The 26851-nt window shown below is 37.9% G+C and carries 21 protein-coding genes; 9 read left to right on the forward strand and 12 right to left on the reverse strand.

Going from position 1 to position 26851, the window contains the following annotated elements; translation table 11 throughout:
- From J0A69_RS09980 to J0A69_RS09990, 3 genes are all read right to left on the reverse strand, one after another.
- Positions 1–999 (reverse strand): 3-oxoacyl-ACP synthase III family protein, encoded by a 999-nt coding sequence (locus J0A69_RS09980; protein WP_206586413.1) that lies wholly within the window; start codon positions 997–999, stop codon positions 1–3.
- A gap of 90 nt (positions 1000–1089) precedes the next feature.
- On the reverse strand, positions 1090–1788 hold the full coding sequence (locus tag J0A69_RS09985) for an SOS response-associated peptidase (RefSeq protein WP_206586414.1): 699 nt from the start codon (positions 1786–1788) through the stop codon (positions 1090–1092).
- Positions 1789–1822: 34 nt separating this feature from the next.
- Complete coding sequence (locus tag J0A69_RS09990) at positions 1823–2782, reverse strand: YheT family hydrolase (RefSeq protein WP_206586415.1); 960 nt, start codon at positions 2780–2782, stop codon at positions 1823–1825.
- A gap of 120 nt (positions 2783–2902) precedes the next feature.
- Between J0A69_RS09990 and J0A69_RS09995 the strand changes: the two genes are divergently transcribed.
- The 4 genes from J0A69_RS09995 (at position 2903) to J0A69_RS10010 (ending at position 7328) form a co-directional block, all read left to right on the forward strand.
- Positions 2903–4555, forward strand: a complete 1653-nt coding sequence (locus tag J0A69_RS09995) for a pyruvate dehydrogenase complex dihydrolipoamide acetyltransferase (RefSeq protein WP_206586416.1) — start codon at positions 2903–2905, stop codon at positions 4553–4555.
- A gap of 136 nt (positions 4556–4691) precedes the next feature.
- Entirely contained in the window at positions 4692–5234 is a 543-nt protein-coding gene (hslV, locus tag J0A69_RS10000) for an ATP-dependent protease subunit HslV (RefSeq protein ID WP_206586417.1), read from the forward strand.
- Between the two features lie 105 nt (positions 5235–5339).
- Complete coding sequence (locus J0A69_RS10005; protein ID WP_206586418.1) at positions 5340–6005, forward strand: TetR family transcriptional regulator C-terminal domain-containing protein; 666 nt, start codon at positions 5340–5342, stop codon at positions 6003–6005.
- Between the two features lie 3 nt (positions 6006–6008).
- The gene (locus J0A69_RS10010; RefSeq protein ID WP_206586929.1) at positions 6009–7328 is read left to right on the forward strand and encodes an ABC1 kinase family protein; all 1320 of its coding nucleotides are present in this window, start codon (positions 6009–6011) and stop codon (positions 7326–7328) included.
- A gap of 30 nt (positions 7329–7358) precedes the next feature.
- Here J0A69_RS10010 and J0A69_RS10015 read toward each other — a convergent pair whose 3' ends face one another.
- Entirely contained in the window at positions 7359–8567 is a 1209-nt protein-coding gene (locus tag J0A69_RS10015) for a PQQ-dependent sugar dehydrogenase (protein WP_236032783.1), read from the reverse strand.
- 92 nt (positions 8568–8659) lie between these two features.
- Between J0A69_RS10015 and abc-f the strand changes: the two genes are divergently transcribed.
- Both abc-f and J0A69_RS10025 read left to right on the forward strand, forming a co-directional pair.
- Positions 8660–10582 carry a ribosomal protection-like ABC-F family protein gene (gene abc-f / locus J0A69_RS10020; protein WP_206586419.1) on the forward strand — a complete coding sequence of 641 codons (1923 nt, stop codon included), beginning with the start codon at positions 8660–8662 and terminating at the stop codon, positions 10580–10582.
- Between the two features lie 40 nt (positions 10583–10622).
- A complete protein-coding gene (locus J0A69_RS10025) occupies positions 10623–11894 on the forward strand; it encodes a type IX secretion system plug protein (RefSeq protein ID WP_206586420.1) in 1272 nt (423 codons plus the stop codon).
- A 51-nt stretch (positions 11895–11945) separates the two neighbouring features.
- Here J0A69_RS10025 and cas6 read toward each other — a convergent pair whose 3' ends face one another.
- From cas6 to J0A69_RS10050, 5 genes are all read right to left on the reverse strand, one after another.
- Positions 11946–12836, reverse strand: a complete 891-nt coding sequence (cas6, locus tag J0A69_RS10030; RefSeq protein ID WP_206586421.1) for a CRISPR-associated endoribonuclease Cas6 — start codon at positions 12834–12836, stop codon at positions 11946–11948.
- A gap of 97 nt (positions 12837–12933) precedes the next feature.
- Complete coding sequence (gene ychF / locus J0A69_RS10035; RefSeq protein WP_206586422.1) at positions 12934–14031, reverse strand: redox-regulated ATPase YchF; 1098 nt, start codon at positions 14029–14031, stop codon at positions 12934–12936.
- A gap of 6 nt (positions 14032–14037) precedes the next feature.
- Positions 14038–15123 carry an AI-2E family transporter gene (locus J0A69_RS10040; RefSeq protein WP_206586423.1) on the reverse strand — a complete coding sequence of 362 codons (1086 nt, stop codon included), beginning with the start codon at positions 15121–15123 and terminating at the stop codon, positions 14038–14040.
- An 82-nt stretch (positions 15124–15205) separates the two neighbouring features.
- Entirely contained in the window at positions 15206–15529 is a 324-nt protein-coding gene (locus J0A69_RS10045) for a DUF3276 family protein (RefSeq protein ID WP_206586424.1), read from the reverse strand.
- A gap of 170 nt (positions 15530–15699) precedes the next feature.
- Complete coding sequence (locus J0A69_RS10050) at positions 15700–16047, reverse strand: 4Fe-4S binding protein (RefSeq protein WP_206586425.1); 348 nt, start codon at positions 16045–16047, stop codon at positions 15700–15702.
- 138 nt (positions 16048–16185) lie between these two features.
- On the opposite strand from J0A69_RS10050, the gene J0A69_RS10055 reads away from it, so the two are divergent.
- A complete protein-coding gene (locus tag J0A69_RS10055; RefSeq protein ID WP_206586426.1) occupies positions 16186–17202 on the forward strand; it encodes an acyl-CoA reductase in 1017 nt (338 codons plus the stop codon).
- On the opposite strand, the gene J0A69_RS10060 is transcribed toward J0A69_RS10055, so the two are convergent.
- Positions 17199–18977: a sensor histidine kinase gene (locus J0A69_RS10060; RefSeq protein ID WP_206586427.1), complete on the reverse strand. Its 1779-nt coding sequence runs from the start codon at positions 18975–18977 to the stop codon at positions 17199–17201. The genes J0A69_RS10055 and J0A69_RS10060 overlap by 4 nt on opposite strands.
- Positions 18978–19304: 327 nt before the next feature.
- Here J0A69_RS10060 and J0A69_RS10065 point away from each other — a divergent pair, with 327 nt between their 5' ends.
- Positions 19305–21572 (forward strand): aconitate hydratase, encoded by a 2268-nt coding sequence (locus tag J0A69_RS10065; protein ID WP_206586428.1) that lies wholly within the window; start codon positions 19305–19307, stop codon positions 21570–21572.
- Between the two features lie 294 nt (positions 21573–21866).
- Positions 21867–24803 (forward strand): ATP-binding protein, encoded by a 2937-nt coding sequence (locus J0A69_RS10070; protein ID WP_206586429.1) that lies wholly within the window; start codon positions 21867–21869, stop codon positions 24801–24803.
- On the opposite strand, the gene J0A69_RS10075 is transcribed toward J0A69_RS10070, so the two are convergent.
- Both J0A69_RS10075 and J0A69_RS10080 read right to left on the reverse strand, forming a co-directional pair.
- A complete protein-coding gene (locus tag J0A69_RS10075; RefSeq protein ID WP_206586430.1) occupies positions 24791–25744 on the reverse strand; it encodes a tetratricopeptide repeat protein in 954 nt (317 codons plus the stop codon). The genes J0A69_RS10070 and J0A69_RS10075 overlap by 13 nt on opposite strands.
- Positions 25707–26804 (reverse strand): AI-2E family transporter, encoded by a 1098-nt coding sequence (locus J0A69_RS10080; RefSeq protein ID WP_317194863.1) that lies wholly within the window; start codon positions 26802–26804, stop codon positions 25707–25709. Before J0A69_RS10080 ends, J0A69_RS10075 begins: the two co-directional genes overlap by 38 nt.
- Positions 26805–26851 lie beyond the last annotated feature (47 nt).

Raw genomic sequence — 26851 nt, forward strand, 5'->3', positions numbered from 1 at the left:
TTACCATCTTAAAAGTGCTGAGGCCCAAGTGAATCCGGAACCAAATGCAGCCAGACAAATTAAATCACCTTCTTTGATTCTTCCTTGTTCCCATGCCTCACTCAGTGCAATTGGAATTGTTGCGCCAGTAGTGTTACCCAAATGCATGATATTATTGAAAACTTTTTCATCTGGGAATTTCAGTTTTTGCTGAATGTATTGGCTGATTCGTAAGTTGGCTTGATGTGGTACCAATAAGTCAATGGACTCTTTGGTTAAATTATTTTTCTCCAATGCTTCATTAATTACCTCGATGAATCTAACGATAGCATGCTTGAAGACTACATTTCCATTCATTTTTAGAAAAAAACTTCCTGAATCAAACAATTCTTTGGAAAAGCGATCTTCCCGTGAGCTTCCAGGATCTTTGCAATAAAGCTCTTCTGCGTAAGTTCCGTCCGCATGGAGATGGGTAGATAGAATTCCAGAGTTTTCATTTTCACTTACCCCAAGAACGACCGCACCTGCTCCATCTGCAAAAATTACAGCACTTGACCTTCCTTCATTACTTTTATCCAATCCTGACGATTGAATTTCTGCACCTACCACTAAAATCCTTCGATACATTCCGGTTTTTATAAATTGGTCTGCTACTGACAAAGCATAAATAAATCCAGAACATGCATTTCTGATGTCCAATGCCCCAATTCCTGGGATGCCAAGTTCTCGTTGAAGTAGAACTCCATTTCCAGGCACATAGTAGTCAGGGGTGATGGTAGCAAAAACAATAAAATCAAGTTCTTTAGCTTCTATTCCAGCTCTTTCCAAAGCAATTTCAGTAGCTTTTTTTGAAAGACTGGTAACAGTATCTACGCCAGGCGTAAACCACCTTCTTTGTTCAATTCCGGTTCTCTCCACAATCCATTCGTTGTTTGTGTCCATCATTTGAGAGAGTTCCTCATTTGTGACAATACGCTCAGGAACGCAATGTCCTACACCCAGAATTTTGGATTTTTTCATTTTGATTTGGGTTCATTAAAAAGAAATCAAATATCGGAATACATCAGTACTCCAACAAAAAGACTTGCTGAGCTGGAAAAAGGTTTTGGTTTATCCAAATAAAGTATAATTCCCATGTTGGTCCATAGGAGAGGTTTTTCGCATAACTGCCGCAGTATCATTTGCAACCGAGTTCACAAGTGGAGAAACCGTAAAGCTCAACATTTGATCTGAGGTATAAGGAGCCAGGTATTTTTTCAAATCTTCTTCAGAAGAATAATTATCCAACCATTTTTTTTCAGCCTCTTTGGTTAAAATAACAGGCATTCTATCATGAATTTCCGATACGACTTCATTGGGAGTGGTAGTCAAGATCAAAAAGGTGTGTTGGGTTTCTCCTGAAACTGATTCGTACTCCTCCCAAATTCCAGCCATCGAGAATAATTCATTGTCTCGAAGTGTAAATCGATAGGGGATTTTCGTCTTTTTCCCCAGTTTTTTCCACTCATAAAAGCCATCAGCTGGAATGATGCATCTTCTTCTTTGGAAAGAGCTTTTGAAAGAAATTTTCTGGTCTACTGTTTCCGCCTTAGCGTTTATAAGTTTCTGAGCCACAGGTTTGTTTTTTCCAAAATCCGGGGTAATCCCCCAATAGAAAAAAGAAAAGCCTTTGGGACTGGCAGACGTGATTACCGGAACCAACTGTGTGGGCGCAATATTATATCTGGGATTGAAGTCAGGTAGCATTTCTGCCTGAAATCTCTCCTCTAATTCGATCTTGCTTTTACTCAAAGAATATCTTCCGCACATAATTCGGTTGGTTGTGGTGTTAAAGAGTTGGAAGTTAGATATCCCTGCTTATAAATTCAACTGCCCTTTGCTCAGAATAATAAGGAATTGTGGATTTTTTTGAAGTAAATCCAACATGTCCTCCTTTTTCAGGGAATTCAAAGTAAACTTGGTCTAGCTTTTCCGCCATTTCATAGGGATAACAAGCTTTGCTTAGAAAAGGATCATTCAAGGCATTTAACACCAAAGTTGGAATTTTGATCTTATCCAGAAAGTAAAGTGATGAATTGACTTCATAATACTCTTTGGCATCCGAAAAACCATGCAAGGGACCTGTCAGGTAATCATCAAAATCTGCCAAAGTCTTGATTTGATGAAGCATTTCCAAAGGGATTTCATTGGGATGGCTTTGTGCTTTTTGGATTACTTTTTCCTTTAATGTTTTCAAAAATCGTTTGGAATAAAGCGTGTTTTCCAAACTGGAAATTTGTGCGCTAGCACTACTGAGATGAAGGGGGACAGAAATAGCAACAGCTTTCTTGATTTTTTCGGTTTCTAGTCCCTTTTCTCCGATATATTTTAAAACCAGGTTTCCGCCCAATGAAAATCCAATCAGAAAGATTTCATCATAATCATTGGAGGAATGAGAGACAACTTGATTTAGATCGTAAGTAGCACCGGAATGATAAAAAATCGGTTTTTGATTTAACTCATCTCCACATCCACGATAGTTCCAAGTGAGAACATCGAACCCATTTTGAAGGAAAATTTTAGCCATTCCCAAAATATATGCACGGGAACTATTTCCTTCCAGACCATGGTTGACGATAACAAGTTTGGAGCTACCTTGACGGTACCAATCCAAGTCGAGAAAATCATCATCAAACGTCTTAATTCTTTCCCTGATAGGCTTTTGCAATTCAACTTTCCTGAAAATTGCAGGATAAATTGTTTCCAAATGCCGGTTGAAAAGCCACTTTGGTCTTTGATAATTGTCGTTTCTAATGATAGGCATATCAGGGAATTGGTGAATAAAGGCTGAAATGCAGGGGGAAAATACTAGTTTTATATTTGATTAAAGTCATTATAAAAACTATTTTTGGACACTTTAAAAACGAATAGAGCGCAATAACTCATGGCCGAAATTATTAGAATGCCTAAAATGAGCGACACCATGGAAGAAGGTGTGATCGCTGCATGGTTGAAAAAAGTAGGGGATACTGTAAAACCAGGAGATATTCTGGCAGAGGTTGAAACTGACAAAGCAACAATGGAGCTTGAATCCTACGACGAAGGTGTGCTTTTATATATTGGAGTACAAGAGAAAGATTCTGTACCTGTAAATGGTGTCATCGCTGTGATCGGGGAAAAAGGTGAAGATTACGAGCACCTGCTTAATGGATCTGATAAATCTGAGAAAAAAGAAGAAGCTCCTAAATCAGAAGAAAATGCTTCTAAATCCGAAGAGAAGGATTCAGAAGCAAAAAAATCTGAGGCTCCGGCAGAAAAAATTGATGTATCTAACATCAATGCAACTGTCATTACCATGCCTAAAATGTCTGATACCATGCAAGAGGGAACAATTGCTTCTTGGTTGAAAAAGGTCGGAGATGACATTAAGTCCGGTGAAATTATTGCCGAAGTTGAAACCGATAAAGCAACCATGGAGCTGGAAAGCTATGAGGATGGTACTTTACTTTATATTGGTGTAGAAGCTGGTGACAGCGTGCCTGTGGATGGTGTAATTGCCGTAATCGGAGAAAAAGGAGCTGACTTTGAGACTTTACTTAAAGCTCAAAAATCCAATGCTTCCGAACCTGCTGCCGAATCTAAGCCAGAGCCAGCTGCTGAAACAAAAACTGAATCAAAATCTCCTGCTCCTGCAACTTCTGCTCCAAGCGCACCTGCGCCTGTCAATACTGCCGATGGTGAGAGAATTAAAGCTTCTCCTTTAGCGAAGAAAATTGCAGAAGAAAAAGGTGTTGATATCCGTCAGGTAAGTGGTTCAGGGGACGGAGGAAGAATCATCAAGAAAGATGTAGAAAACTTTGTTCCAGCTGCCGCGCCTCAAGCTGCTGCTGCAGCCGGTGCACCTGCTATTGGACAAGAAAGCTTCAAAGAAGAGAAAGTTTCTCAAATGCGAAAAGTTATCGCAAAGAGACTTGCTGAAAGCAAATTCGGAGCTCCTCACTTCTATTTGACCATGGAAATCAACATGGACAAAGCAATTGAGGCTAGAAAAAGCATGAATGAAGTTTCTCCAGTGAAAATTTCCTTTAATGACATGGTGATCAAAGCTGCTGCTGCTGCTTTGCGTCAGCATCCTAAAGTAAATTCAAGCTGGTTAGGAGATAAAATCAGATACAACGAGCATATTCATATTGGAATGGCCGTAGCGGTAGAAGAAGGTTTATTGGTTCCTGTGATCCGATTTGCTGATAACTTGTCGCTTTCGCAAATTTCTACTCAAGCAAAAACCTTGGGCGGAAAAGCTAAGAACAAAGAGCTTCAGCCTAAAGATTGGGAAGGAAATACTTTCACCATTTCAAACTTAGGAATGTTTGGAATCGATGAGTTTACTGCGATTATCAATCCGCCAGATGCATGTATTTTGGCAGTTGGTGGCATCAAAGAAACTGTTATCGTAAAAGATGGTCAGATGCAAATTGGAAACATCATGAAAGTAACGCTTTCCTGTGACCACAGGGTGGTTGATGGATCTGTTGGTTCAGCATTCCTGATCACTTTGAAAAGCCTTTTGGAAGATCCAGTCAGAATTCTGGTTTAAGAAATATAAAAATCTGTCAAAAAGTCCTGAATTCAGGACTTTTTGCTTTTTGTATGGTTATTGGTAGGATTGGGAGAGAGAAAAGTTTTTTATTAAAAGATCCAGTTTATTTAAAACTGATATTCAAGCATAAAACATGACAAAAATAAAATCAACTACCGTCGTTGCGATCAGACATAATGGAGAAGTGGTAATCGGAGCAGACGGTCAAGCTACTTTAGGAAATACTGTTGCGAAAAGTACCGTCAAAAAATTGAGGATTTTGCAAGGAGGTAAAATTGTGACTGGTTTTGCAGGATCAACTGCGGATGCCTTTACTCTTTTAGAAAAATTCGAGGAGAAGTTAGGCGCATTTGGAAACAACATGAAGCGGGCAGCGGTAGAATTGGCAAAAGAGTGGAGAACAGATCGAATGCTTAGCAAATTGGAAGCAATGATGATTGTTGCAGATAAGGAAGATATTTTGATTATATCAGGTACTGGAGATGTTATCGAGCCAGATATGGAAATAGCAACAATTGGTTCGGGAAGCATGTATGCGCAATCTGCTGCTCGTGCGATGAAACAATTTGCTCCACACATGACTGCTGAAGAAATGGTTCGGGAAAGTCTGAATATCGCTGCAGATGTGTGTATTTATACGAATCACAACCTGGTCATTGAAAAAGTCAATTCCTAAAACAAGAAATTTTTAAGCCGGAGATTTATTCTCCGGCTTTTTTTGCTCTTTTTTAAACCTGATCAATGCTTTGGGTGTTATGCAAGAGATTATCATCTATTAATTATGGAGTCTACCAAAACAAAAAGAACAAGCAAGAAAGATTATAGAAAACTGATTTTGGACGGTTTTAAAAACCATGTGTTGGAAAACGGAAGTTCACCAAAATCAGTGTTCAAATTTGCCAAGGATTTGGGAATGAAGGAGGAGGATTTTTATACTTGGTTTACTTCTTTTGATGCGATCAAATCTGCAATCTGGCTAGAAATATTTGACGATACTCTAAAGCAGATAGAAGCTCAAGAGGTCTTTAAAGAATACAGCGCAAGAGAAAAATTTCTTGGGTTTTTATTCACCTGGATTGAAGAATTGAAGAAAAACCGTTCCTATCTGTTGAGCCTATATCAAGATAATAAACCTGCAATGGCGGCTTTTCCAAAGGAAATAGGAGACTTCAAACAGAAGTTTAAGGAATTTGCAAGCGAGATTATTTTGGAAGGAAAAGAAACTGAGGAAATAGCCAATAGGCCTTTTATCAGTGATAGATACGATGAAGCCCTATGGGTTCAAGTTTGGTTTGTTTTCAAATACTGGATTGATGATAGATCTCCAAGATTCGAAAAAACAGATGCCGCTATAGAAAAATCAGTGAATTTAGCCTTTGACCTGATGGGTAAAAGTGCCTTGGATTCATTTATTGATTTTGCAAAATTCATGTACCAATCTAAATAAATGATGGCTGAAAAAATGAATGAACAGGAATCTATTCCAGTTTCAAAAGTACAACGTGCTGCCAAGTTTATTTCTACGGGTGCGAGAGTAGGGGGGAATTATGTAAAGCATTATGCCAAAAAGGTGGTGAATCCAAGTTTGGATAAGGAAGAGCTACATCAAAATAATGCATCTGATATTTACAATTCTTTGAGTCAGTTGAAAGGTTCTGCTCTCAAAGTGGCTCAGATGATGTCCATGGATAAGAATTTGTTGCCAAGAGCTTACCAAGACAAGTTTACCATGGCGCAGTATTCTGCCCCTCCTTTGTCATTTCCATTGGTTGTAAAGACCTTTCAAAAGTATTTCGGGAAATCTCCTGAGCAGCTATTTGAAACTTTTACAAGATCGGCAGTAAATGCTGCTTCCATTGGGCAGGTTCATAAAGCCACGAAGGATGGAAAAACCTACGCAGTTAAAATTCAATATCCAGGGGTAGCAGATTCTGTAAGTTCTGATTTAAAATTGGTTAGGCCATTTGCTTTGAGGTTGTTGAATATGAATGAGCGCGAGTTGGATCATTACATGGCGGAAGTAGAAGAAAAGCTATTAGAAGAAACCGATTACGTACTGGAAATCCAGAGATCCAGAGAGATTTCAAGTGCCTGTGAACATATTCCTCATCTCAAGTTTCCTACCTACTATGATGAGCTTAGCTCGGATAGAATCATCACCATGGATTGGATTGAGGGGAAACATCTAAAAGAATGGTTGGACCTTAATCCAAGTCAGGAATCAAGAAACCAAATTGGACAGGCCTTGTGGGATTTTTACCATCACCAAGTTCATAATTTAAAACAGGTCCATGCAGATCCACATCCAGGAAACTTTATCGTTCAGGAAGGAGATCAACTTGGTATAATTGATTTTGGTTGCGTTAAAGTTATTCCAGAAGATTTTTACAATGGATATTTCGCGTTGATCAAGAAAGATCTTTTGATCAATCAGGAAGAATTAGATCAGATATTCTACGATTTAGAATTTATCACCGATAAAGATTCCAGCGAAGAGCAAGCTTATTTCAAAGGAGTATTTAAGGAAATGATTTCCTTACTTGGAAAGCCTTTTCATGTTGATAAATTTGATTTTGCGGATGATGGGTTCTTTGAGCTGATCTTTCAGTTGGGTGATCGAATCTCGAATGATAAAATGTTTAAAAAATCAAGGCAGGCAAGGGGATCGAGACATGGTCTGTATGTAAACCGTACCTACTTTGGATTGTATAATCTTTTGAATCAATTACAGGCAGAGGTAATCACTACCAAGCCAGCTTGGTTAAAATAAAAAAGGGAAGCTAAATGCTTCCCTTTTTTGTTATTCTGCAGTTTCCTGATAGGTTACTCGGTATATGACACCAGCCATATCGTCCGAAACTAACAAACTTCCATCTGGCAATTCCTGAACATCAACTGGTCTTCCCCAAACTTCCTGAGATGCATCGTCTAGCCAGCCTTCAATAAAGATTTCTTCTCCGGTTACATTTGAATTAGCGTCTACTTTTTCTAGCGCTACCACATAACCAGCTTTTTTACTTCTATTCCAAGATCCATGCTTTGCTACGAAGATTTGATTTTGGAAAGTATCAGGGAACATTCCACCCTCATAAAAACGCATTCCTAGTGGTGCATTGTGTGGTCCCATCAAAGCAGCTGGAGCGACATAATCACTTTCAGCTCCTCCAGCATCACCAAATTCAGGATCTTTCACATCCCCGGCATGCCAATAAGGATATCCAAAGTGTTGTCCAGCCTCTGTGATTTTGTTTAACTCACAGTTAGGGATATCATCACCCAACATATCACGTCCATTGTCAGTAAACCATAGATTTCCTGTTTTAGGATTCCAATCAAAACCCACGGTATTTCTTACGCCATGGGCATAAACTTCCGGGCTTGGATTTGGAGCAGTTACATCTAAACTTGTGATACTTGCAAAAATCTCTTCTTCTGGATCACAAATATTACAAGGAGCACCTACGGGCACATATAATTTTCCGTCAGGACCAAAAGAAATAAACTTCCATCCATGATGGGTTTCAGTAGGATAGCCATCGTAAACAACTTCAAAGCTTGGATTTCCTAAGTTGTTTTTAATGTCTTTGAATTTGATGATTCTACTTACTTCTGCCACATATAAGTCTCCGTTTTTATAAGCAACTCCATTTGGCATTTGAAGATCCTCAGCGAGCACAAATTTAGAATCGGCTTTGCCATCGGCATTTTCATCTACGATCGCGTAGACTTTTCCCTCTTGTCTGCTGCCAACGAAGATGATTCCTTCTTCAGAAATCGCCATGGATCTTGCGTTAGGTACATCAGCAGCCCAGACATCAATTTTAAAATTGGCTGGAAGGGTAAGTTTATCCAACTGAACTTCTGCAGTTGCCATTGAAATGTCTGATTTGTTGGCTCCATCGACAGTTTCAATGGGTTTAAGCTTGGCTTCTTCTTTTTGGTGACATCCTACGGTAAAAGAACCTGCAGCCAAAAGCATAGAAAATGTTAATGTTGATATGGTTTTCATGTTTTTTGTTGTCTTTTATTAAGTAAACTAATGAATTTCAGAATGTTCTTTTTTCAAAGGTTTATGAACGGGTTAATCTTTATTTTTGGGGCATGTTATCGATTAGCAATCTCTCTTACTACATAGGCGGAAGGCCATTATACGAAAATGCCAATTTGCACATTAAACCAAAAGATAAAATTGGTTTAGTGGGTCAAAATGGTACTGGCAAATCTACGCTTTTGAAAATTATTAATGGCGATTATCAGCCAAGTTCTGGGGAAGTTCAGAAAGCAAAAGACTGTACCATTGGTTTTTTGAACCAGGATTTACTTTCCTACCAGTCTGATGAAAGTATTTTAAATGTTGCTTTGGCAGCATTTAAAGAAACGCTAGCTCTTCAGGATGAAATTGACGAGGTACTGAAGAAGATGGAAACAGATTATTCAGAAGAGATCATCAATAGATTGGCATTTCTTCAGGATCGCTTTGAGGCAAATGAAGGATATACCATCAAAGCCAAAGCGGAAGAAGTGCTGGAAGGGATTGGATTCAAATCTGCAGACCTAGATAAACCGCTTCGGACTTTTTCCGGAGGTTGGAGAATGCGAGTGATGCTCGCCAAATTATTGTTGGAAAAGCCATCCTTGCTGATGCTGGATGAACCTACCAACCACTTGGATTTGCCTTCCATCGAATGGGTGGAAAACTACATGAAAAACTACGAAGGGGCAGTTATTGTTGTTTCTCACGATCAGACTTTTTTGGACAACTGCATCAGCAGCACAGTTGAGGTTGCAAATAATACTTTGACGCTCTATTCAGGCAATTATTCCTTCTACAAGGAAGAGAAAAAGGAGCGGATGGAAATCCAGCAGAATGCTTATGAGAATCAGCAACAGATGATCAAGCAGACGGAAAAATTCATTGAAAGATTCCGAGCTAAAGCCACAAAATCCAATCAGGTTCAATCCAGAATCAAAGCTTTGGATAGGATGGAGCGGGTTCATGAAGTAGTGAATGATGAGGTTTCGGTGAATTTCAAATTCAAATTCTCCAAACAATCTGGAAGAGATGTTGTGACCCTTGATAATATTTCTAAAGCCTACGGAGACAATGTGATTTTGAAAAATACCTCGGCAAGAATAGAAAGGGGAGACAAAATTGCTTTGATCGGAGCAAACGGTAAAGGGAAATCTACCTTGCTAAGGATTATTGATGGCTCTGAAAGAGGTATTGAAGGAAGAACGGAAGGTTATAATGTGATCAAATCCTTCTTTGCGCAGCACCAATTGGAAGCTTTGACCTTAGAAAATGAGATTCTTCAGGAAATGGCCCAAGCCGGAAGTGCTAAGACAGAAATGGAGCTCAGGGGAGTTTTGGGATGCTTTTTATTTTCCAACGAGGAGGTATTCAAAAAAATCAAAGTCCTTTCAGGAGGGGAGAAATCAAGAGTTGCTCTGGCAAAAACGCTTATTTCAGAAGCTAATTTCCTCTTACTGGATGAACCGACCAACCATTTGGATTTCCAGTCAGTAAATATTTTGATTCAAGCACTTCAGCAATACGAAGGCACTTTTGTGACTGTTTCTCACGATAGACATTTCATCAGGGGAGTGGCCAATAAAATCTGGTACATTGAAAATCACGAGATCAAAGAATACCCTGGAACTTATGCAGAATATGAGTTTTGGAGATCTCAACAGCTAGAAAACCAACAAGAAGTAACTGAAAAAGCTCCCAAGAAAGCCAAACCAGCACCACAAAAAAGTCAGGTAGAACTCAATCAAGCAAAAAAGGATTTAAGGAAATTAGAAGAAAGTCTATTTGAAGTAGAATCTGAAATTGAGAAACTTGAGACCAAAAAGGAAAAGATAGAAGCTAAAATGGCTGATCCTGAGCTTTATTCAAAAGAAACCGAATTGAAGCAGGTACAGGATGAACATCAAGAGGTGCATAGAAAACTCGATGATTTAAATAAAAAGTGGGAAAAGTTGGTAGATGAAATTTCGACTTTGCAAGAGGCAATTGCTTGATTCTGACTTTTATCCCGGTCTAATTGATTAATTTGAAAGAATGAAAATAAAAAAACTGCTTCTTTCAGTGCTTTTTTTTGGGTGGGCTTTTCTTGTTTCCGCTCAAATTGAGGACAAAGTTTTCAAAGACCATATTCAGTCTGTCAGATTATTTCCAAGAGGAGCAACTACTGGAAGTCAATTGGATTCTCCTATTGTTCCGATTTCAGAGAGTCAAAAATTAGTTCTGCTATTTGATGATCTGGCATATGATCCGGAAATGTATTCGGCTAAATTGATTCATTGTGATGCTGATTGGCAAGAGTCATCTTTAAAGAATAATGATTTTTTAAATGCTTTCAATGAATTCAATATTCAGGATTACGACTATTCAGTAAATACACGAATTCCTTACATCCATTATAGGTTTCAGATTCCCCAGGTAACCAAATCCGGGAACTATGTGGTAAAAGTTTATCGCCGAAGAGACGAAAACGAAGTGATTCTGACCAAACGATTTATGGTTTATGAGGATCTTTTGGTCGTGGGAGCGGCGGTTGTTCCTCCTTCTCAGACTTCAGGAAGAAGAGGTTCCCAACAAATCAATACCGTAGTTAATTATTCGAAACTGGATGTAATTAATCCTGATTCTCAAATCAAAGTTGTGATTAGGCAGAACCAACGCTGGGATAATTCCAAATTCCTTACTAAGCCTACTTTTATGAACCAAAGTTCTAAAGTTCTTAGATACGAGGATTTTGATGGAGCAAATGCTTTTGATGCCAGCAATGAGTTTAGATTTATAGATCTACGGTTTATGCGAGCGAGAGGCCAAAATATGGCTTCGGTACGAGTAGAGGAGGACGCTGTTTATGGGGAATCTTTGGCAATCACACCAAGACCAAATGAGGTGTATTCTCAATACTTAGACTTGAACGGGCAATACATCGTAGATAATAATGATAGACCTGGAGGAGATTCTGAGTTAGAAAGCCAATATGTTTATATGACTTTCAATGCAAGAGTTCAAAAAACTTCCCAACCCATTTATCTCTTAGGATCTTTGACTAATTGGGGAAAAGGCCCAGAATCAGAAATGAAATGGGATGAAAAAGAACAATTATACAGGACTTCTCTTTTGCTGAAGCAGGGATGGTACGATTTTCAACTTGGGGTAAAAGAACAAGGCTCCTTCGTCACTGATCTATTTGAAGGCAGTCATTTTGAAACTGAAAATATATACGAGGTACTCGTTTATTACCGAGGACTCGGATCTAGATATGACCAGTTGGTAGGTTTTGTGAGCTTACAACCCAACCGAAGAAGGTTATAGAAAAAGTGTCATAAAAAAACACCTCTTGAATCTCAAGAGGTGTTTTTTTGTTTATGCTTCAGAATCGCCTTCCTCAGATTCTTCATCTGCAGGAGGGGCTACGTTTTGCCTTACTCGCTCATTTGGCTTGTAAGGGACAAAACCTTCTCTTTTAAATTTATAAGTAGTTGTTCTTGCTCCCGGAGGGTGTGTCGCAAGATCAAGCATTCCAAAACCTTTGTGGGTAAATGCTCCTAATCCGCATTTGAATACAAAATCCTGAACTTCAGGTGCTGCATACAAAGTGAAAGGTAAAGTATAACCTCTTACTTCATATTTAACGTCCATGTCATATACTGCGTAGATCCTTGCAAACTTTTTCTGCTGTTCTTTCAGCTTGTTTACATAGACCATGTCAGGTACCACTTGGAACTTGAAGAAAGATTCCATTTGCTCTGGAGTATACCAGCCTGATCTCTCCATACGCGTCAAAGTAGATTCGTACAATAGATCTGAGAATTCGTCGCTATCCGGACTGATAAATCTCTTTCCTGCTTCTTCATTGAAAGCAGGAATGATCAATACCAAAGGAGAAATACAAACGAATTTATTGGAAGTCTCCAATACAGGTTCTACTTCAATTTCAGTGTACTCAGGGACCAAGATCAAGTTTCCAAGCTCCACTTTAGGAGTTGCGAAAACCTGCTCCAACAAATAATCCATAAAGTCTTCACTTTGAGAAGACAGCACTAGGGTAACTAAGCTGGAATAATAATGCAAACCACTTCTACTTACTTTAGTCTGACCTTTAAGGCCAGAAAAGTTGAAGAAATTGTAATTGTAAAATTCTTCTCGGCCACCTTTCACGATCAATCCTTTAAGGAATTGCGCTAAGATGTACTGATGATGGAAAGGCAAATAGGAGCCTTTGTTTTTTAGGGAAAATATAAGTCTAACTCTCACGGTGATTTAAAAATAAATTGAGACAATAGATAAATTAAAATATATACGCTATTGGGTGATTATGAAATGCGAAATTACAAATTTTTTCAAGAAATTCTTAAACATTAAACCTAAAATGCATGATATCGCCATCTTTCACCACGTATTCTTTCCCCTCTATGGAAATTTTTCCATTCTCACGGCACCCTGCTTCTGTTTTGAATTGTTGATAATCAGGTAATTTAATGACTTCAGCTTTAATAAATCCTCTTTCAAAATCTGTATGAATTACTCCGGCAGCTTGAGGAGCTTTCCAACCTTTCTTAATTGTCCAAGCGCGAACCTCCTGCACACCAGCTGTGAAATAGGTAATTAAGTCTAATAACGAATAAGCTGCTGCGATTAGTTTATTCAGACCACTTTCTTCTAAACCATATTCTCCTAAAAACAGTTCTTTTTCTTCAATATCCTCAAATTCTGCGATCTGAGATTCAATGGCAGCACAGAGTACAATTACCTCGGCATTCTCCTCTTTAACATTCTCACGCAATTGATCGACAAATTTGTTTCCTGTCAATATGCTTGCCTCATCAACATTGGCAACGTAAAGCACAGGTTTGATTGTCAATAGGTGCAAATCTCTAACAGCTTCTAAGTCTTCTTTTTCGACATCTACAGAGCGTGCGTTCTTACCAGAAGTCAAAGCTTCTTTAAAAAGCATCAACGTTTCCAGCTCTTTTCGAGCTTTGGCATCACCTGATTTTGCAACCTTTTCAGTTTTCAGGATTTTCTTGTCTACTGATTCAAGATCCTTCAACTGAAGTTCTGTATCGATGACTTCTTTGTCAAAAATAGGATCGACACTTCCTGCCACGTGAACGATATTTTCATCTTCAAAACATCTGATCACATGGATTACAGCATCAACTTCCCGGATATTCGCAAGAAATTTATTTCCAAGACCTTCACCTTTGCTGGCACCTTTTACTAAACCTGCGATGTCTACAAACTCGATAACAGTAGGTAATACACGTTGAGGATTAACCAATCCTTCTAGGATCTGCAATCTTTTGTCAGGAACGGTAACTACTCCTACGTTTGGTTCGATGGTACAAAAAGGGAAATTTGCAGCTTCTGCTTTCGCGCTGGAAAGGGCATTAAATAGAGTGGATTTTCCAACATTTGGAAGTCCTACGATGCCACATTGTAAGGCCATTAGTTATTATTTTATTTTAAAGATTCTATACGATTTATACCCTTGATAGAATTCCATAATTGAAACCCGAAAGATGGTATAAACCGGGATGGCAAAAATCATCCCTGCTACGCCGGCGATTTTTGCACCGGCAAAGATAACAACAAAAATTTCAAGGGGATGCGCTTTTACAGATTTAGAAAATATCATAGGCTGTAAAAAGATGTTGTCGGTCACCTGGACAGCTCCAAATACAGACAGAATTTTTAAAAGTAGCAGATTCAATTCTTTGGTTTCTTCAAAATTACCTGTCGAAATTCCGACAATAATCCCAAAAGAAGCCCCTAAAATGGGTCCAGCGTAAGGGATCAGATTTGCCACTGCTGCAAAAAGGGCGATGGTCAAAGCATAATCTACTCCAACAAGAGTCAGTCCAAAACTAGCCAGCGAAAAGATCGCCAACATCTGCAATAGTAAACCAGAAAGGTAATTGGAAAGTAGTTTTTCAACTTTGGTAAAAGTCGCAACAGAAAGTTCAAAATAAGGGTTAGGGATTAAATTGAGCAGGTTTCTGCGCAACAAGCCATTTTCAAGTAATAAGAAAAATGTGATAAAAAGAACTGCCAAAAGTCCGATAAATAGACTGCTGGTAGTGTTGAGGATATTTGAAATGATCATCCCAAAATCCACACTTTTGATCATATTGATGATTTGGGATTTCAACTCTTCAAAAAGATATCCCGGCTTATTTTCCAATAACTGATAACGGAACAAGAAATTTTCAACTTTAGAAACTGGAATATGAATTTCTTGGTAAATGGTATCTAAATCCAGTTCACTCAAAATCACTATTTGATTATTGATTAATGGAAAAAATAGCAGACTTAACAAAACCAAGATTAGGACAATCGATGAGTAGGAGATGATAATCGCCATCCATCTAGGAATGTGCTGACCTAAGAGATGGAAGTCGTTTAAATGATTTGTCATCGGTCTCAGCAAAGCCGCGATAATAAGCGAAATGACCAAGTATAGGGTGATATTGGAAAAATACCAGCCAAACAGCAGGAAGGCCACAATGATGAGAATCAGATATATAAAAAAACGCTGCATAGACATAAAATAAAAGGAGGCATCTCTGCCTCCTCTAATATACTATTTCTGCTCATTGAAAATAATTTTCAAAACTCAGAAACTATTCCCATTTCAACTCATTGGATGATTCTTCTTCTTCTCTCTCGAATTGGTCAAAGTCTACGTCTGGAAGCAATTCATTCTTCACATGATCTACTGTTTCATTCAATGCTTCTACAAATTTGAAAAAGTCTTCCTTGTAAAGGAAAATCTTATGTTTTTCGTAGGAAAAAGAATCTCCATTGACTCTTCTTTTACTTTCCGTGATGGTTAAATAATAATCGTTAGCACGGGTCGATTTAATATCGAAAAAGTAGGTTCTCTTTCCTGCCTTCACTTTTTTCGAAAAGATTTCTTCCCTGTCGTAACCTCTTTGATCTTCCACAGTTCTTCTTGTTAATGATTTTAATAAAGATAAATACGACCTAAGATAAGACAATTAGTAGCTAGAAATCAAAGCTTGGTAGTACTTTTTTTCAACCAAAAGTCAAATTTTATACGTAAGATGTTAAAATTCAGGGGTGAATTTCATTGGATGAAAAGCTTGTAAAAAGTTTATTCTCCATGCATCATGGCTTTTTTAGCCAATAATTCCTCTTCAGTCTCCTGATGGTCAGGATCATCTACACAGCAATCAACAGGACAAACAGCTGCACACTGTGGTTCCTCATGAAATCCATTACACTCCGTACATTTTGCAGTGACGATGTAATAAAACTCATCAGAAACAGGTTCCTGCTTTTCGTTTGCATCTAATACGGTACCATCTTCAAGGGTAACTTCCTTCAATGTCGTACCGCCTCCCCATGTCCATTCTACTCCGCCTTCATAGATTGCAGTGTTTGGACATTCAGGCTCACATGCACCACAGTTGATGCATTCGTCGGTAATCATTATTGCCATAACTCAATTATTTAAATCCAAAAGTAACAAGCTTGAAGAGAAGAGACAATAAAAAAATGATGAGTGTGGGAATTAAAATTTATTCTTTCCTGCTCCTTCGGCTCAAAATCGATAAATTTGCAGCTCCAAAATTTGTCTATGAACCTGAATCAAAGAATTGCCGCTTTTGTCCAACTAGGAAAAAATATCCAGCAAATGGATGAAGAAACCCAAGAGGAGCTTTTTTGGAGAGCTCAAAATGGAAATAACTGGTTTACGCAAGATTCTGTAAGTTCTGCTTTGGCAGGAATCAGTCATTTTTTATTACCTGAGAATCTAGAAAAATGGCTGGCTACTTATCGGATCCCAGAAAACATAAGACCTAAATCAGTTGGAATTCTTATGGCAGGCAATATTCCTGCGGTAGGTTTTCATGATCTTTTAACAGTTTTGATTTCAGGAAACAAGGCTTGTGTAAAGCTAAGTTCATCAGATTCAATTTTGATGAATTGGTTGATTTCAGAACTGAAAACTATCGAGCCAGCATTCAATGAGCTGATTTCTGTTGAGGAAATGCTAAAGGAGAAAGATGCCTATATCGCCACTGGAAGTGATAATTCAGCGAGGTATTTCAATTACTATTTTGGTAAATATCCTAGTGTAATTAGACAGAATAGAACTTCAATTGCAATTTTATCAGGTGAGGAAACTAGCGATGAGTTGGCTGAGTTTGGAAAAGATGTATTCCAATATTTTGGTTTGGGTTGCAGAAACGTTTCTAAGGTTTTTGTGAAATCAGAGGAACAGCTGACTCAGATATTGGATGCATTTGAGGTTTATTCTAAAGTCTCAAATCATCACAAATACCACAACAATTATGACTACAATAAATCCATCTATTTAGTCAACAATGAAAAGCATCTGGATAATGGATTTCTCCTTTTGAAAGAGTCCGATGAATTAGTGTCACCTATTTCAGTTCTTTATTTTGAGTTTTATTCTGATAAAGATGCTTTAAAGCAGAAATTGGATGCCATTTCAGACAAAATTCAATGTGTGGTAGCTAATCCGGAATACTGGGAAGGTGCAGTTACATTTGGAAATGCGCAATATCCTGAATTATGGGATTATGCTGATCAAGTAGATACCTTGGCTTTTTTGATCAGTTTAAACTAGGCTTTTACAGAACTTTCATCCTCCGACTTGGGTAGGTAAATACAGAATTTTGTCCCTTTTCCTAATTCAGATTGGATTTCAAGTTTTCCATTATTTTTCTGCACATATTCTCTGACCAAAATTAAGCCGAGACCTGTTCCACTCTCATTGCTTTGGCCTTTTGTAGTGAAGGATATCCCTTGATTGAGCTTCAAAAGATTCTCTTCCGAGATTCCAACACCTGAATCCTTAACACAGATTTTGACTTGATTAGCCTCATAATGCGCTGTTAATTTTATGGTGCTGTTGATATCTGAAAATTTGATTGCATTATTAATCAAATTTCTAACTACCAATTCAATCATATTTCGATCGGCATAGACAAAAATTTCTTCTAGTTCTACCATTTCTATCCTGATTCCTTTTTCGATCGCTATTCTTTCGAGCAGATTTTTTTGTTGCACCAAGACTTTGCAAACATCAAAGGAATGTAGCTGGATGTACTCGCCTCTCAATTGGGAACTTGTCCAAGCAAGAAGGTTTTCCATGAGAATTGCCACGTTTTCCATGTTTTTGGAAATTTCAGGCATCATTTCCATGAATTCTTCTTGCGTCACCAAGCCACTTTGAGTCAAGTGAATTAATTCTTTAACGCCGAAAATAGGACCTTTTAGATCATGAGAGATGATGCTAAAGTATTTGTCTTTCAGATCATTAAGTTGCTGAAGTTCTTCCTTTTGTTTTTGTAAAGTTTCCTTTGTATTGATTTCCTCAGTAATATTTTCAAAAAGCAATATTGTTCCACTTAGAGAGGAGCCTTTCTCCAATAGCGGGATGGATTCAACTCTATAAAATCTTTTTTCCTCTCCAAATTCTGCTGAAAACTCTATCAGTTTTTTTTCTCCTTCTTTAAGTAGTTTTTGAATGGGAGGATGGGAAGAAAAAAGCTCGAGTGCAAAACCACCAGTTTTTACTTTATCAGGATTTTTGAAAAATCGTAGTAGTGCAGGATTGAAATCAACAATGATTTTTTTAGCATCCACCACCAAAACTCCTTTAGTCAAAGCTTCCATTACTTTACCAAGAGCAACTGGTTTGATGCTAAATAGATTGAATTTCAGGATTGCAAATGCAATAATTAGGTATGTGAGAAGGAAGGCATAAGGAGTCAGATCAATATTTGCATAGGGTCTAATCAGCCCGCTTTGATAGAAAATATTAAATAAAATCGGAATTAGGCCAGCGACAAAAATCAACCGGGTTTGGGTTTTATACAAAGGATCTGCAAACCTAAACCTTCTCCATAAAATTACCATTCCAATAACAAAAGTTAGGTAGGAGTAAACCACATTTACCAAATACCAAGGTCCAATTGTAATTTCAAGGACAGGGAAAGGTCCTGAATTACTTACAGAGGTAGCTGCATAATGCAACTGATGAAAATCATTGGTAAGAACCAGGATGTATGAAATAATGGGTATTGCAAAAATCAGAGTAAAAAGAAGCTTTTTATTTCTTGGTCGGAATCCTGTGTAATACATACAAAATAACATCCAAAAAGGAGGTGTAGTCAGGATCCCTAAATATTCAAAATTGATGTAAAAGAGCATTCGCTCTTTAGTAGTAGATGAAAGCTCAAGGCCGTAAAAAAATCCCCAAATCGCCACCGCTAGCATTGTCAATGCAATCCATCGTGTGGAATCTCCTAGTCTAATAGCTATGAATGCAGAAAGTAATGCAACTAAGGTTCCAGAAACAAGCAGGGCTACAGAATATGGATTTAGTATAAATTCCACAGGACAGGGTGTTTCAGAGATTTAAAATTTAGACTCTGTTTTGGTGATTTCAGGATAATAATAAAGCATTATTTACAACTAAAAAAACTTTGTTGCCACAGTTGGTAAAATCTGGGTTTCTCTAAAATAATTAACAGAAGAAGATCTGGTTTTTTTGTTTTTTGATCAATAAAAATGCTTTTGACGACAGTCTCAGGTTTATAATGGTTTTAAATTAGGATAAACGCTGATTTACAGATTGTATGCGGCTACGTATTATTGGGCTATATTTCTATATTTGCCTTCGGTTATAAAGAACCTTTTATACAACATAAAATACCTTTACAAATGGCATTTGATATAGAAATGATCAAGGCAGTATATGCGAAATATCCTGAGCGTATCGCAGCTGCCAGGAAGGTGGTGGGTAAACCACTTACTTTAGCAGAGAAAATACTTTACGCTCACCTTTGGGAAGGAGATGCAACGGAAAGCTTTGAAAGAGGGAAATCTTACGTGGATTTTGCTCCTGATAGAGTTGCCATGCAAGATGCTACCGCTCAAATGGCTCTTTTGCAGTTTATGCAAGCTGGAAAAGACAAAGTAGCTGTTCCTTCCACTGCGCATTGCGATCACTTGATTTTGGCTCAAAATGGAGCAAAGGATGATTTGAAGAGCTCTCTTACCGCCAGCGGTGAGGTATTTAACTTTTTGGAGTCAGTTTCTAATAAATATGGAATCGGATTTTGGAAGCCAGGCGCAGGTATCATTCACCAAGTAGTTTTAGAAAACTATGCGTTCCCAGGTGGAATGATGATTGGTACTGATTCTCACACTGTAAATGCCGGAGGTTTGGGTATGGTGGCGATTGGTGTTGGTGGTGCTGATGCAGTGGATGTGATGGCAGGAATGGCTTGGGAATTGAAATTTCCTAAGTTGATTGGTGTGAAATTGACTGGCAGAATGAATGGATGGACGTCTGCGAAAGATGTCATCTTGAAAGTTGCTGGTATCCTAACAGTAAAAGGTGGTACTGGATGTATCGTTGAATATTTTGGTGACGGAGCTATTTCTCTTTCTGCTACCGGAAAAGGAACGATCTGTAACATGGGTGCTGAAATTGGAGCGACAACCTCAACTTTCGGTTATGACGAAGCAATGGAGCGTTACCTAAAAGCTACTGACCGTGCAGATGTTGCTGAATTGGCAAACGGTGTTAAGGAGCATTTGACTGGTGATCCTGAAGTTTACTCAAATCCTGAGAAATACTTTGATCAAGTAATTGAAATTGATCTTTCTACGTTGGAGCCTCACGTGAATGGTCCATTCACTCCAGATAGAGCAACTCCAGTTTCTCAAATTAGAGCGGAAGCAGAAAAGAATGGCTGGCCGACTAAAGTTGAGTGGGGATTGATCGGTTCTTGTACCAACTCTTCTTATGAGGATTTGTCAAGAGCGGCTTCTATTGCTCAGCAGGCTGTTGATAAAAAATTGAAGACTAAAGCTGAGTTTGGAATCAACCCAGGTTCTGAGCAAGTTCGATATACTGCAGATAGAGATGGTTTATTGAAGATTTTCGAAGATCTAGATGCAACAATCTTTACCAATGCTTGTGGACCTTGTATCGGTCAGTGGGCAAGGGCAGGAGCCAACAAGCAAGAAAAAAACACCATCGTTCACTCTTTCAATAGAAACTTCTCTAAAAGAGCTGATGGTAATCCAAACACGCATGCCTTTGTAACTTCTCCCGAAATGGTTGCAGCAATTGCAATTTCAGGTGATTTAGGCTTTAACCCAATCACGGATACTTTGGTAAATGCTGATGGGGTAGAAGTGAAGTTAGATCCACCGGTTGGAGATGAACTTCCAGAAAAAGGATTTGCTGTTGAGGATAATGGCTATCAAGCTCCTGCTGAAGATGGAAGTGGAGTTCAAGTAGTTGTAAACCCTGATTCTAACCGTCTTCAATTATTAGATCCTTTTGCTCCTTGGGATGGAAAAAATATCACTGGAGCCAAGCTTTTAATCAAAGCATTTGGTAAGTGTACAACTGACCACATTTCGATGGCAGGTCCTTGGTTGAGATTCAGAGGACATTTGGATAATATCTCTGACAACTGTCTGATCGGAGCTGTTAACGCATATAATCAAGCGACTAACTCGGTTAAGAGTCAATTGACTGGTGAATACGGTCCAGTTCCTGCTACTCAAAGAGCTTACAAAGCTGCTGGAGTACCAACGATCGTAGTGGGTGACCAAAACTATGGTGAAGGTTCTTCTAGAGAGCATGCTGCTATGGAGCCAAGACATTTAGGTGTCAAAGCTGTTTTGGTTAAGTCATTTGCTCGTATTCATGAAACGAACTTGAAGAAGCAAGGTATGCTAGCTTTGACTTTTGCAAATGAAGCCGACTACGATAAAATCCAAGAAGATGACACGATCAACTTCCTTGATTTGGATCAGTTTGCTCCTGAGAAACCACTCACGTTAGAGTTTGTTCATGCGGATGGTTCTAAGGATACTATCATAGCAAACCATACTTATAATGAAGCTCAAATCGATTGGTTTAGAGCAGGTTCTGCTTTGAACTTGATTAAGGAAAAAGCTAAGGCTTAATAGTATAGATTCTAGTGAAACCGCAGCATTTAAATGTTGCGGTTTTTTTTATGATTTTTTTACCGAAGAAATTAAGTCTATCGGAAGTGAATTGCTTCAAATCAAAAATCCCCCGTTTATCCCGAATTTTTCATTTCAATTGTGTCGATTGAAAATTTTTTATGCAAAAAAATGTATTTATAAATCATAATATTTGTTATGAAATACAAATTGATGTATGTTTACGACAGAGATATCTAATTATGATTTTTCTGAAATAAGAAAACAAACGCCCTTAAATAATAACTAATTCGAATGCAGGAAAGAGGTATTAATAGCACCTTTAAAAAGATCATTTACGAATCCTCGGAAATGGTCTTCCTTGCTGATGATACTTTTCCATATAGTATATTTTATGCCAATGATTCTTTTGAGAATCAAATTGGACAAGACTTGCAGGAAAAAACCTTAGCAGGTCTTGGGCTGGATATCAATGCATATATTTTCAAAGAAGAGTTAATCTTAACCCATGATGGGAAAGATTATAGCTTTAGGCTCGAACTTCCCCATGAAAATGGTTCTAATTATTTTCTGTTTTATAAAGGGAAAGAGGTTAGAACACATGGATTACCAAGTAAAAAGGAATCTCAGCAGTTTTTCAAATCAGGTCTCGATGTAATAGCCATTGGACAGCACGACTACTTGACCTATTTGAATGGAACAGTACTTCCTGTTTTAGGCTATGAAGTGGAGGAGTTACTGAATACTAATCTGTGTAACTTTATTCATCCGGACGATATTGAAAGAGTTCGGAATATTTGGAAGAACAATGCTGATCAGGATACTAATGCCTTTTTCCAAACAAGACTCAAGACGAAGCAGGGAGAATTTAAGAATTTAGAATGTTCTGTCCAGTTCACGCCGGACAGATTTTTTATTATAGCGCGGGATATAACTGAAAAGGTAAAGTCTACAGAAATTCAGGAAAGAGTTGAGCTTCTAGCCTTAGAGACACCTGCTGAGGTAAAAACCGGAACATGGAATTTTAACCGACAAAGTTCCATTTTGACCTTTAGTCCAGTCTCTACTCAGCTTTTGGAATGTCCTGCAATTTTGGATCTTTCCAAAAATCCAATTGAAAACTCGAACAAGGAATTTGTTACTAAATGGCTTGAGTCTTTTGAACTAGTAGCTGCTGAAAAGGAAGAATTTGATTTTAGCATCCAGCTAAAAGAAGAAAAGGAGCAGTGGTTAAAAGTGAAAGGAATTGCTTCTGGAGATCATAAATTTTCCGGTGTAATTTGGGATGAATATGTGATCCAAGAGAAAACAAACAAGATTAGCCTTTTGGAAGGCCTGTTCCAAAACTCTCCTGAACCTGGAATCATTGTTTATTCTGACGGTAAGATTTTTCAGGTAAATGAGGAAGCAAAAAATCTGTTTGGGCTTGAGCAAGAAAAAGTAAATCACTTGAGCGAATTAGGGGTTTTATTTGATAATTCTGATTTATGGAAAGACTGGATCCAATTTGATGATTCAGATGCTCATATTCAGAGATTTTCATCGCTTTTGATTAGTGCTCAAGGAAAACAGTTGACTTTGGAAGTTTCTTCCAAATCGATTTCAATAGCTTCAGAAAAATACATCAGTTTAGTTTTTAGAAACATTACTGAAAAAGTCACGCTTGAAAAAACCATTGAAGAGAGCAGTGATTTCTTGATGAATTTAACTGAGCAGGTACCTGGTGGTCTGTATCAGATGGTCTTGGATGTAGAAGGAAAAATGAAGTTTTCTTTCTTATCAAAAGGAATCAGTACTGTTCTTGGTTTGAAGAATGAGGAACTTGATCAGTTCACAGATATTTCTGCTGCAATCACTCGAGTTCATCCAATGGATTTGCCTCAAGTGATTATGAGTTCGGTTGCTTCCGCAAGGAAACAAGAACCTTGGCAATGTCAATTTAGAGTCAAGACCGATGATGAAAATAATTTCAGATGGGTTTTGGGTGCCGCTAGACCTCAACTTTTGCCAAATGGAGATATGGTTTGGTATGGCTATCTGACCGACATCAGTAATCAGAAAGAGTTTGAGGCTAAACTAGATGAGGCTAGAAAAACTGCCGAGAAAGCCAGCCAGATTAAGTCTGATTTCCTATCTATGATCAGTCATGAATTGAGAACTCCTCTCAATGCAATATCAGGTTCCGTTTATTCTTTGCTACAAGAGCAGCCTAATGATTCTCAAAAGACGGCTCTAAATACAATCAATTTTGCAGTGGACAATTTGATCATAATGATCAATGATCTATTGGATTTCCAAAAAATTGAAGCTGGAAAACTTACCATAGAAAAAGCTCCTTTTAATTTCCAAGGATTAGTAAATCAAATCATCAAAGGATTATCATTCCATGCGAGAGATAGCAAAAACAATTTAAACTTGCATATTTCGGAAGGTCTTGATATTTGGTTGAAAGGGGATAAGACAAGACTTTCTCAAATTTTGAACAACCTAATCACAAATGCCCTGAAATTCACGAATGAGGGCAATGTGGATGTGACGGTAAAATTGATAGACCGAAAAGGTGAAAAGGCTAAAGTTTATTTTGAAGTAAAAGATTCGGGAATTGGAATAGCCAAAGAAAATCAAGAGAAGATTTTCAACGATTTTGATCAAGTGAAACCGACTTTTAGTACCAAATATGGAGGTACAGGATTAGGGTTATCCATTACGAAGAAACTACTTTCTTTGATGGGCGGAGCAATTCAATTGGAGTCTGAAGAAGGAAAAGGAAGTAGATTTTATTTCAACCTAGAATTTGATTTGGCAGAGGAGCAGCCGATCTCAATCACGCCTGAAAAATCGAAAGTATTTGAACCTGCTACCCTAAAATTATTGATGGCTGAGGATAACGATGTTAATGCTTTGGTTTTAGGAAAGATTATCAAAAAGTGGGGATACACTTTTGACCGGGTCATGAATGGGCAAGAAGCCGTGGAAGCGGTAAAATCAAACCACTACGATTGTATCTTGATGGATATTCAAATGCCGGTAATGGATGGTTTTGACGCCACTGTTGCCATAAAGTCATTTTCTAAATCTCCCGTTATTGCTTTGACTGCTGCTGCAAAACTTGAGATAATGGAGAGAATCGACGAATGTGGCTTTGATGGTTTTGTAGCAAAACCTATTGATGCAGCTGAGCTTTTGAAGAAAATAAAAGAGGTTGTCTCAGGAGAAAATTACAGCGCCTGAGCTTTTTGAAGATACTCTTCGACTAATTCCATTTCAGGAAATTTTTGACTGACTTCTTCCAGAAACTGCAAAGCAGTCACTTTATCTCCTTTCAAAAAGTAATAAATTCCTTTGTTTCTCAAGGCATATGGATTGTTTTCATCCATTTTAATACTTTGGTTGATTAGCTCCAATCCTTCCTCTAATTCACCTGTATAAAGTAAGTATAACCCTTTGTTATTGTAGTAATAAGCTTGGCTCTTATTCAGCAAAATCGCTTTATCAACTGCTTCTATAGCTTTATTATAATCTCCCTGATCAAAGTAAATCATAGATCTTAAATTGTGAAGGTTGGCTTCAGATGGATTTACAGTTTCTGCAGTTTCCAAAATTTGTAAAGCCTCTTCAGGTTTTTTGAGGTAATAAAGCAAAGTAGCCTGGTTTACCAAAAGATCTGAGTTTTCAGGATCAAGTTCAACTGCCTTTTCAAATGCAGCTAATGCTTGTGGGTAGTTTTTTAGTTTTTCCTCTACCAGACCAGAAAGAAAATAGCCTTGCCAGCTATCGCTTTTCAACTGAAGTAGCATTTCTGCATCCTCCCGTGCTTTGTAAAATTCCCCATTATCCAAATAGGTCAGCCCTCTTTGGAAATAACTTTCAAAACTTTGATTGTTTACTTGAATGGCGTCACTTAGAGCATGAATTGCTTCATCAAACTGATTGATCTTAAGATGGGCCATTGCTTTATTGTAATAAGCATCGAAGTAATTACTGTCGATTGAAAGGGCCTCCTCATAGAAATTAATGGCAGATTTAGGGTCGTTTTCTTCCATTTTTTCATTTCCTTTAAGAAGGAAACGACCCTTTTTATCTTCATCTGTGTCGCAGGATACTGTAGAAATCAGAACAAAAATGACAAATAGGTTAATCGCTATCTGGTTCCTCTTCTTTACGTTTTTCATGTTCTTTTTCTTCTCCCAATAACAAGGCAAATGGACTTGTCTGGTCACTTAATTCAAATATTTCTCTAAGAATTGCTAAGGTAGGAATAATCAAAACCATCCCTGCTATTCCCCAGATGGATCCACCTACTAAAAGTCCCAAAAAGGTGATAAAAGGATTGAGGTTTACGTTTCCGCCGACAATTTTTGGAGTAAGGAAATTCCCTTCTATTAATTGAATAAGCTGATAAGATGCCAATACGGCAAGTGGATAAAAAAGGCTGTCTTTTGTTAGGAACGCATATACCATTGGCATCATAGCACCAATCAATGGACCTACATAAGGTATAATATTTAAAAACGCAGCAATCAATCCAAAGAATATGGCATGCTTAATTCCTAATGCTGTAAAAGCAGTGATGTTTAAAATTGCCAAAATACCCATCACCTTCACAACTCCAATAATGTAATTCTGAAGTAATTTTCTCAAGCTTGTAATCCGCATTCTGACCAGTTGTGGATCTTTGTCACGATAGATTCTGATCATCACTTCCGTGAGATGATCTCTGTATAACAGGAAGAAAAACATAAAGACCGGTATCAAAACGGAGCCGGAAAGAGAACCAACAGTTCTTAAGGCGAAACCTGTAATGTTTGCACCATTTTCCTGTAGTACTGTTTTAAGGAAATCGTCGCTTGCTTTTTCTTCTAGATTCTCATCAATCCCAAAATTGGTATATGTCCATTCATCAATCTGCTTGGCATAATTACTCAGCTTATCCGATACATTGTCAAAGTCCTTGGTAAAGTTGGAAACAGTTGTGATGATGAAAGATAAAAATCCAACAACAACCGCAATGTTGATCAATAAAGAAATAACACAGGCAAGCGTTCTTGGGACTTTTTTCTTTTCTAGCCAATTACATAGAGGGGTGAAAAGAACAGCGAAAAAGCCACCCATAAACAATGGAACCAGCAAACTTTTACCAACGATCAAAAAGAAAACCAAAACGATAATAAATATCAAAACCGATAAGGCTTTCAAATAGGGCGGCATGTTGAGGGACTTTGGAACCATCATAGATTATTGCTTTTTTCGATTTTGAATATAAATAAGATTAAGCAATT

Origin of the sequence: Algoriphagus pacificus (assembly GCF_017254845.1) — a bacterium.
GTDB lineage: Bacteria > Bacteroidota > Bacteroidia > Cytophagales > Cyclobacteriaceae > Algoriphagus > Algoriphagus pacificus.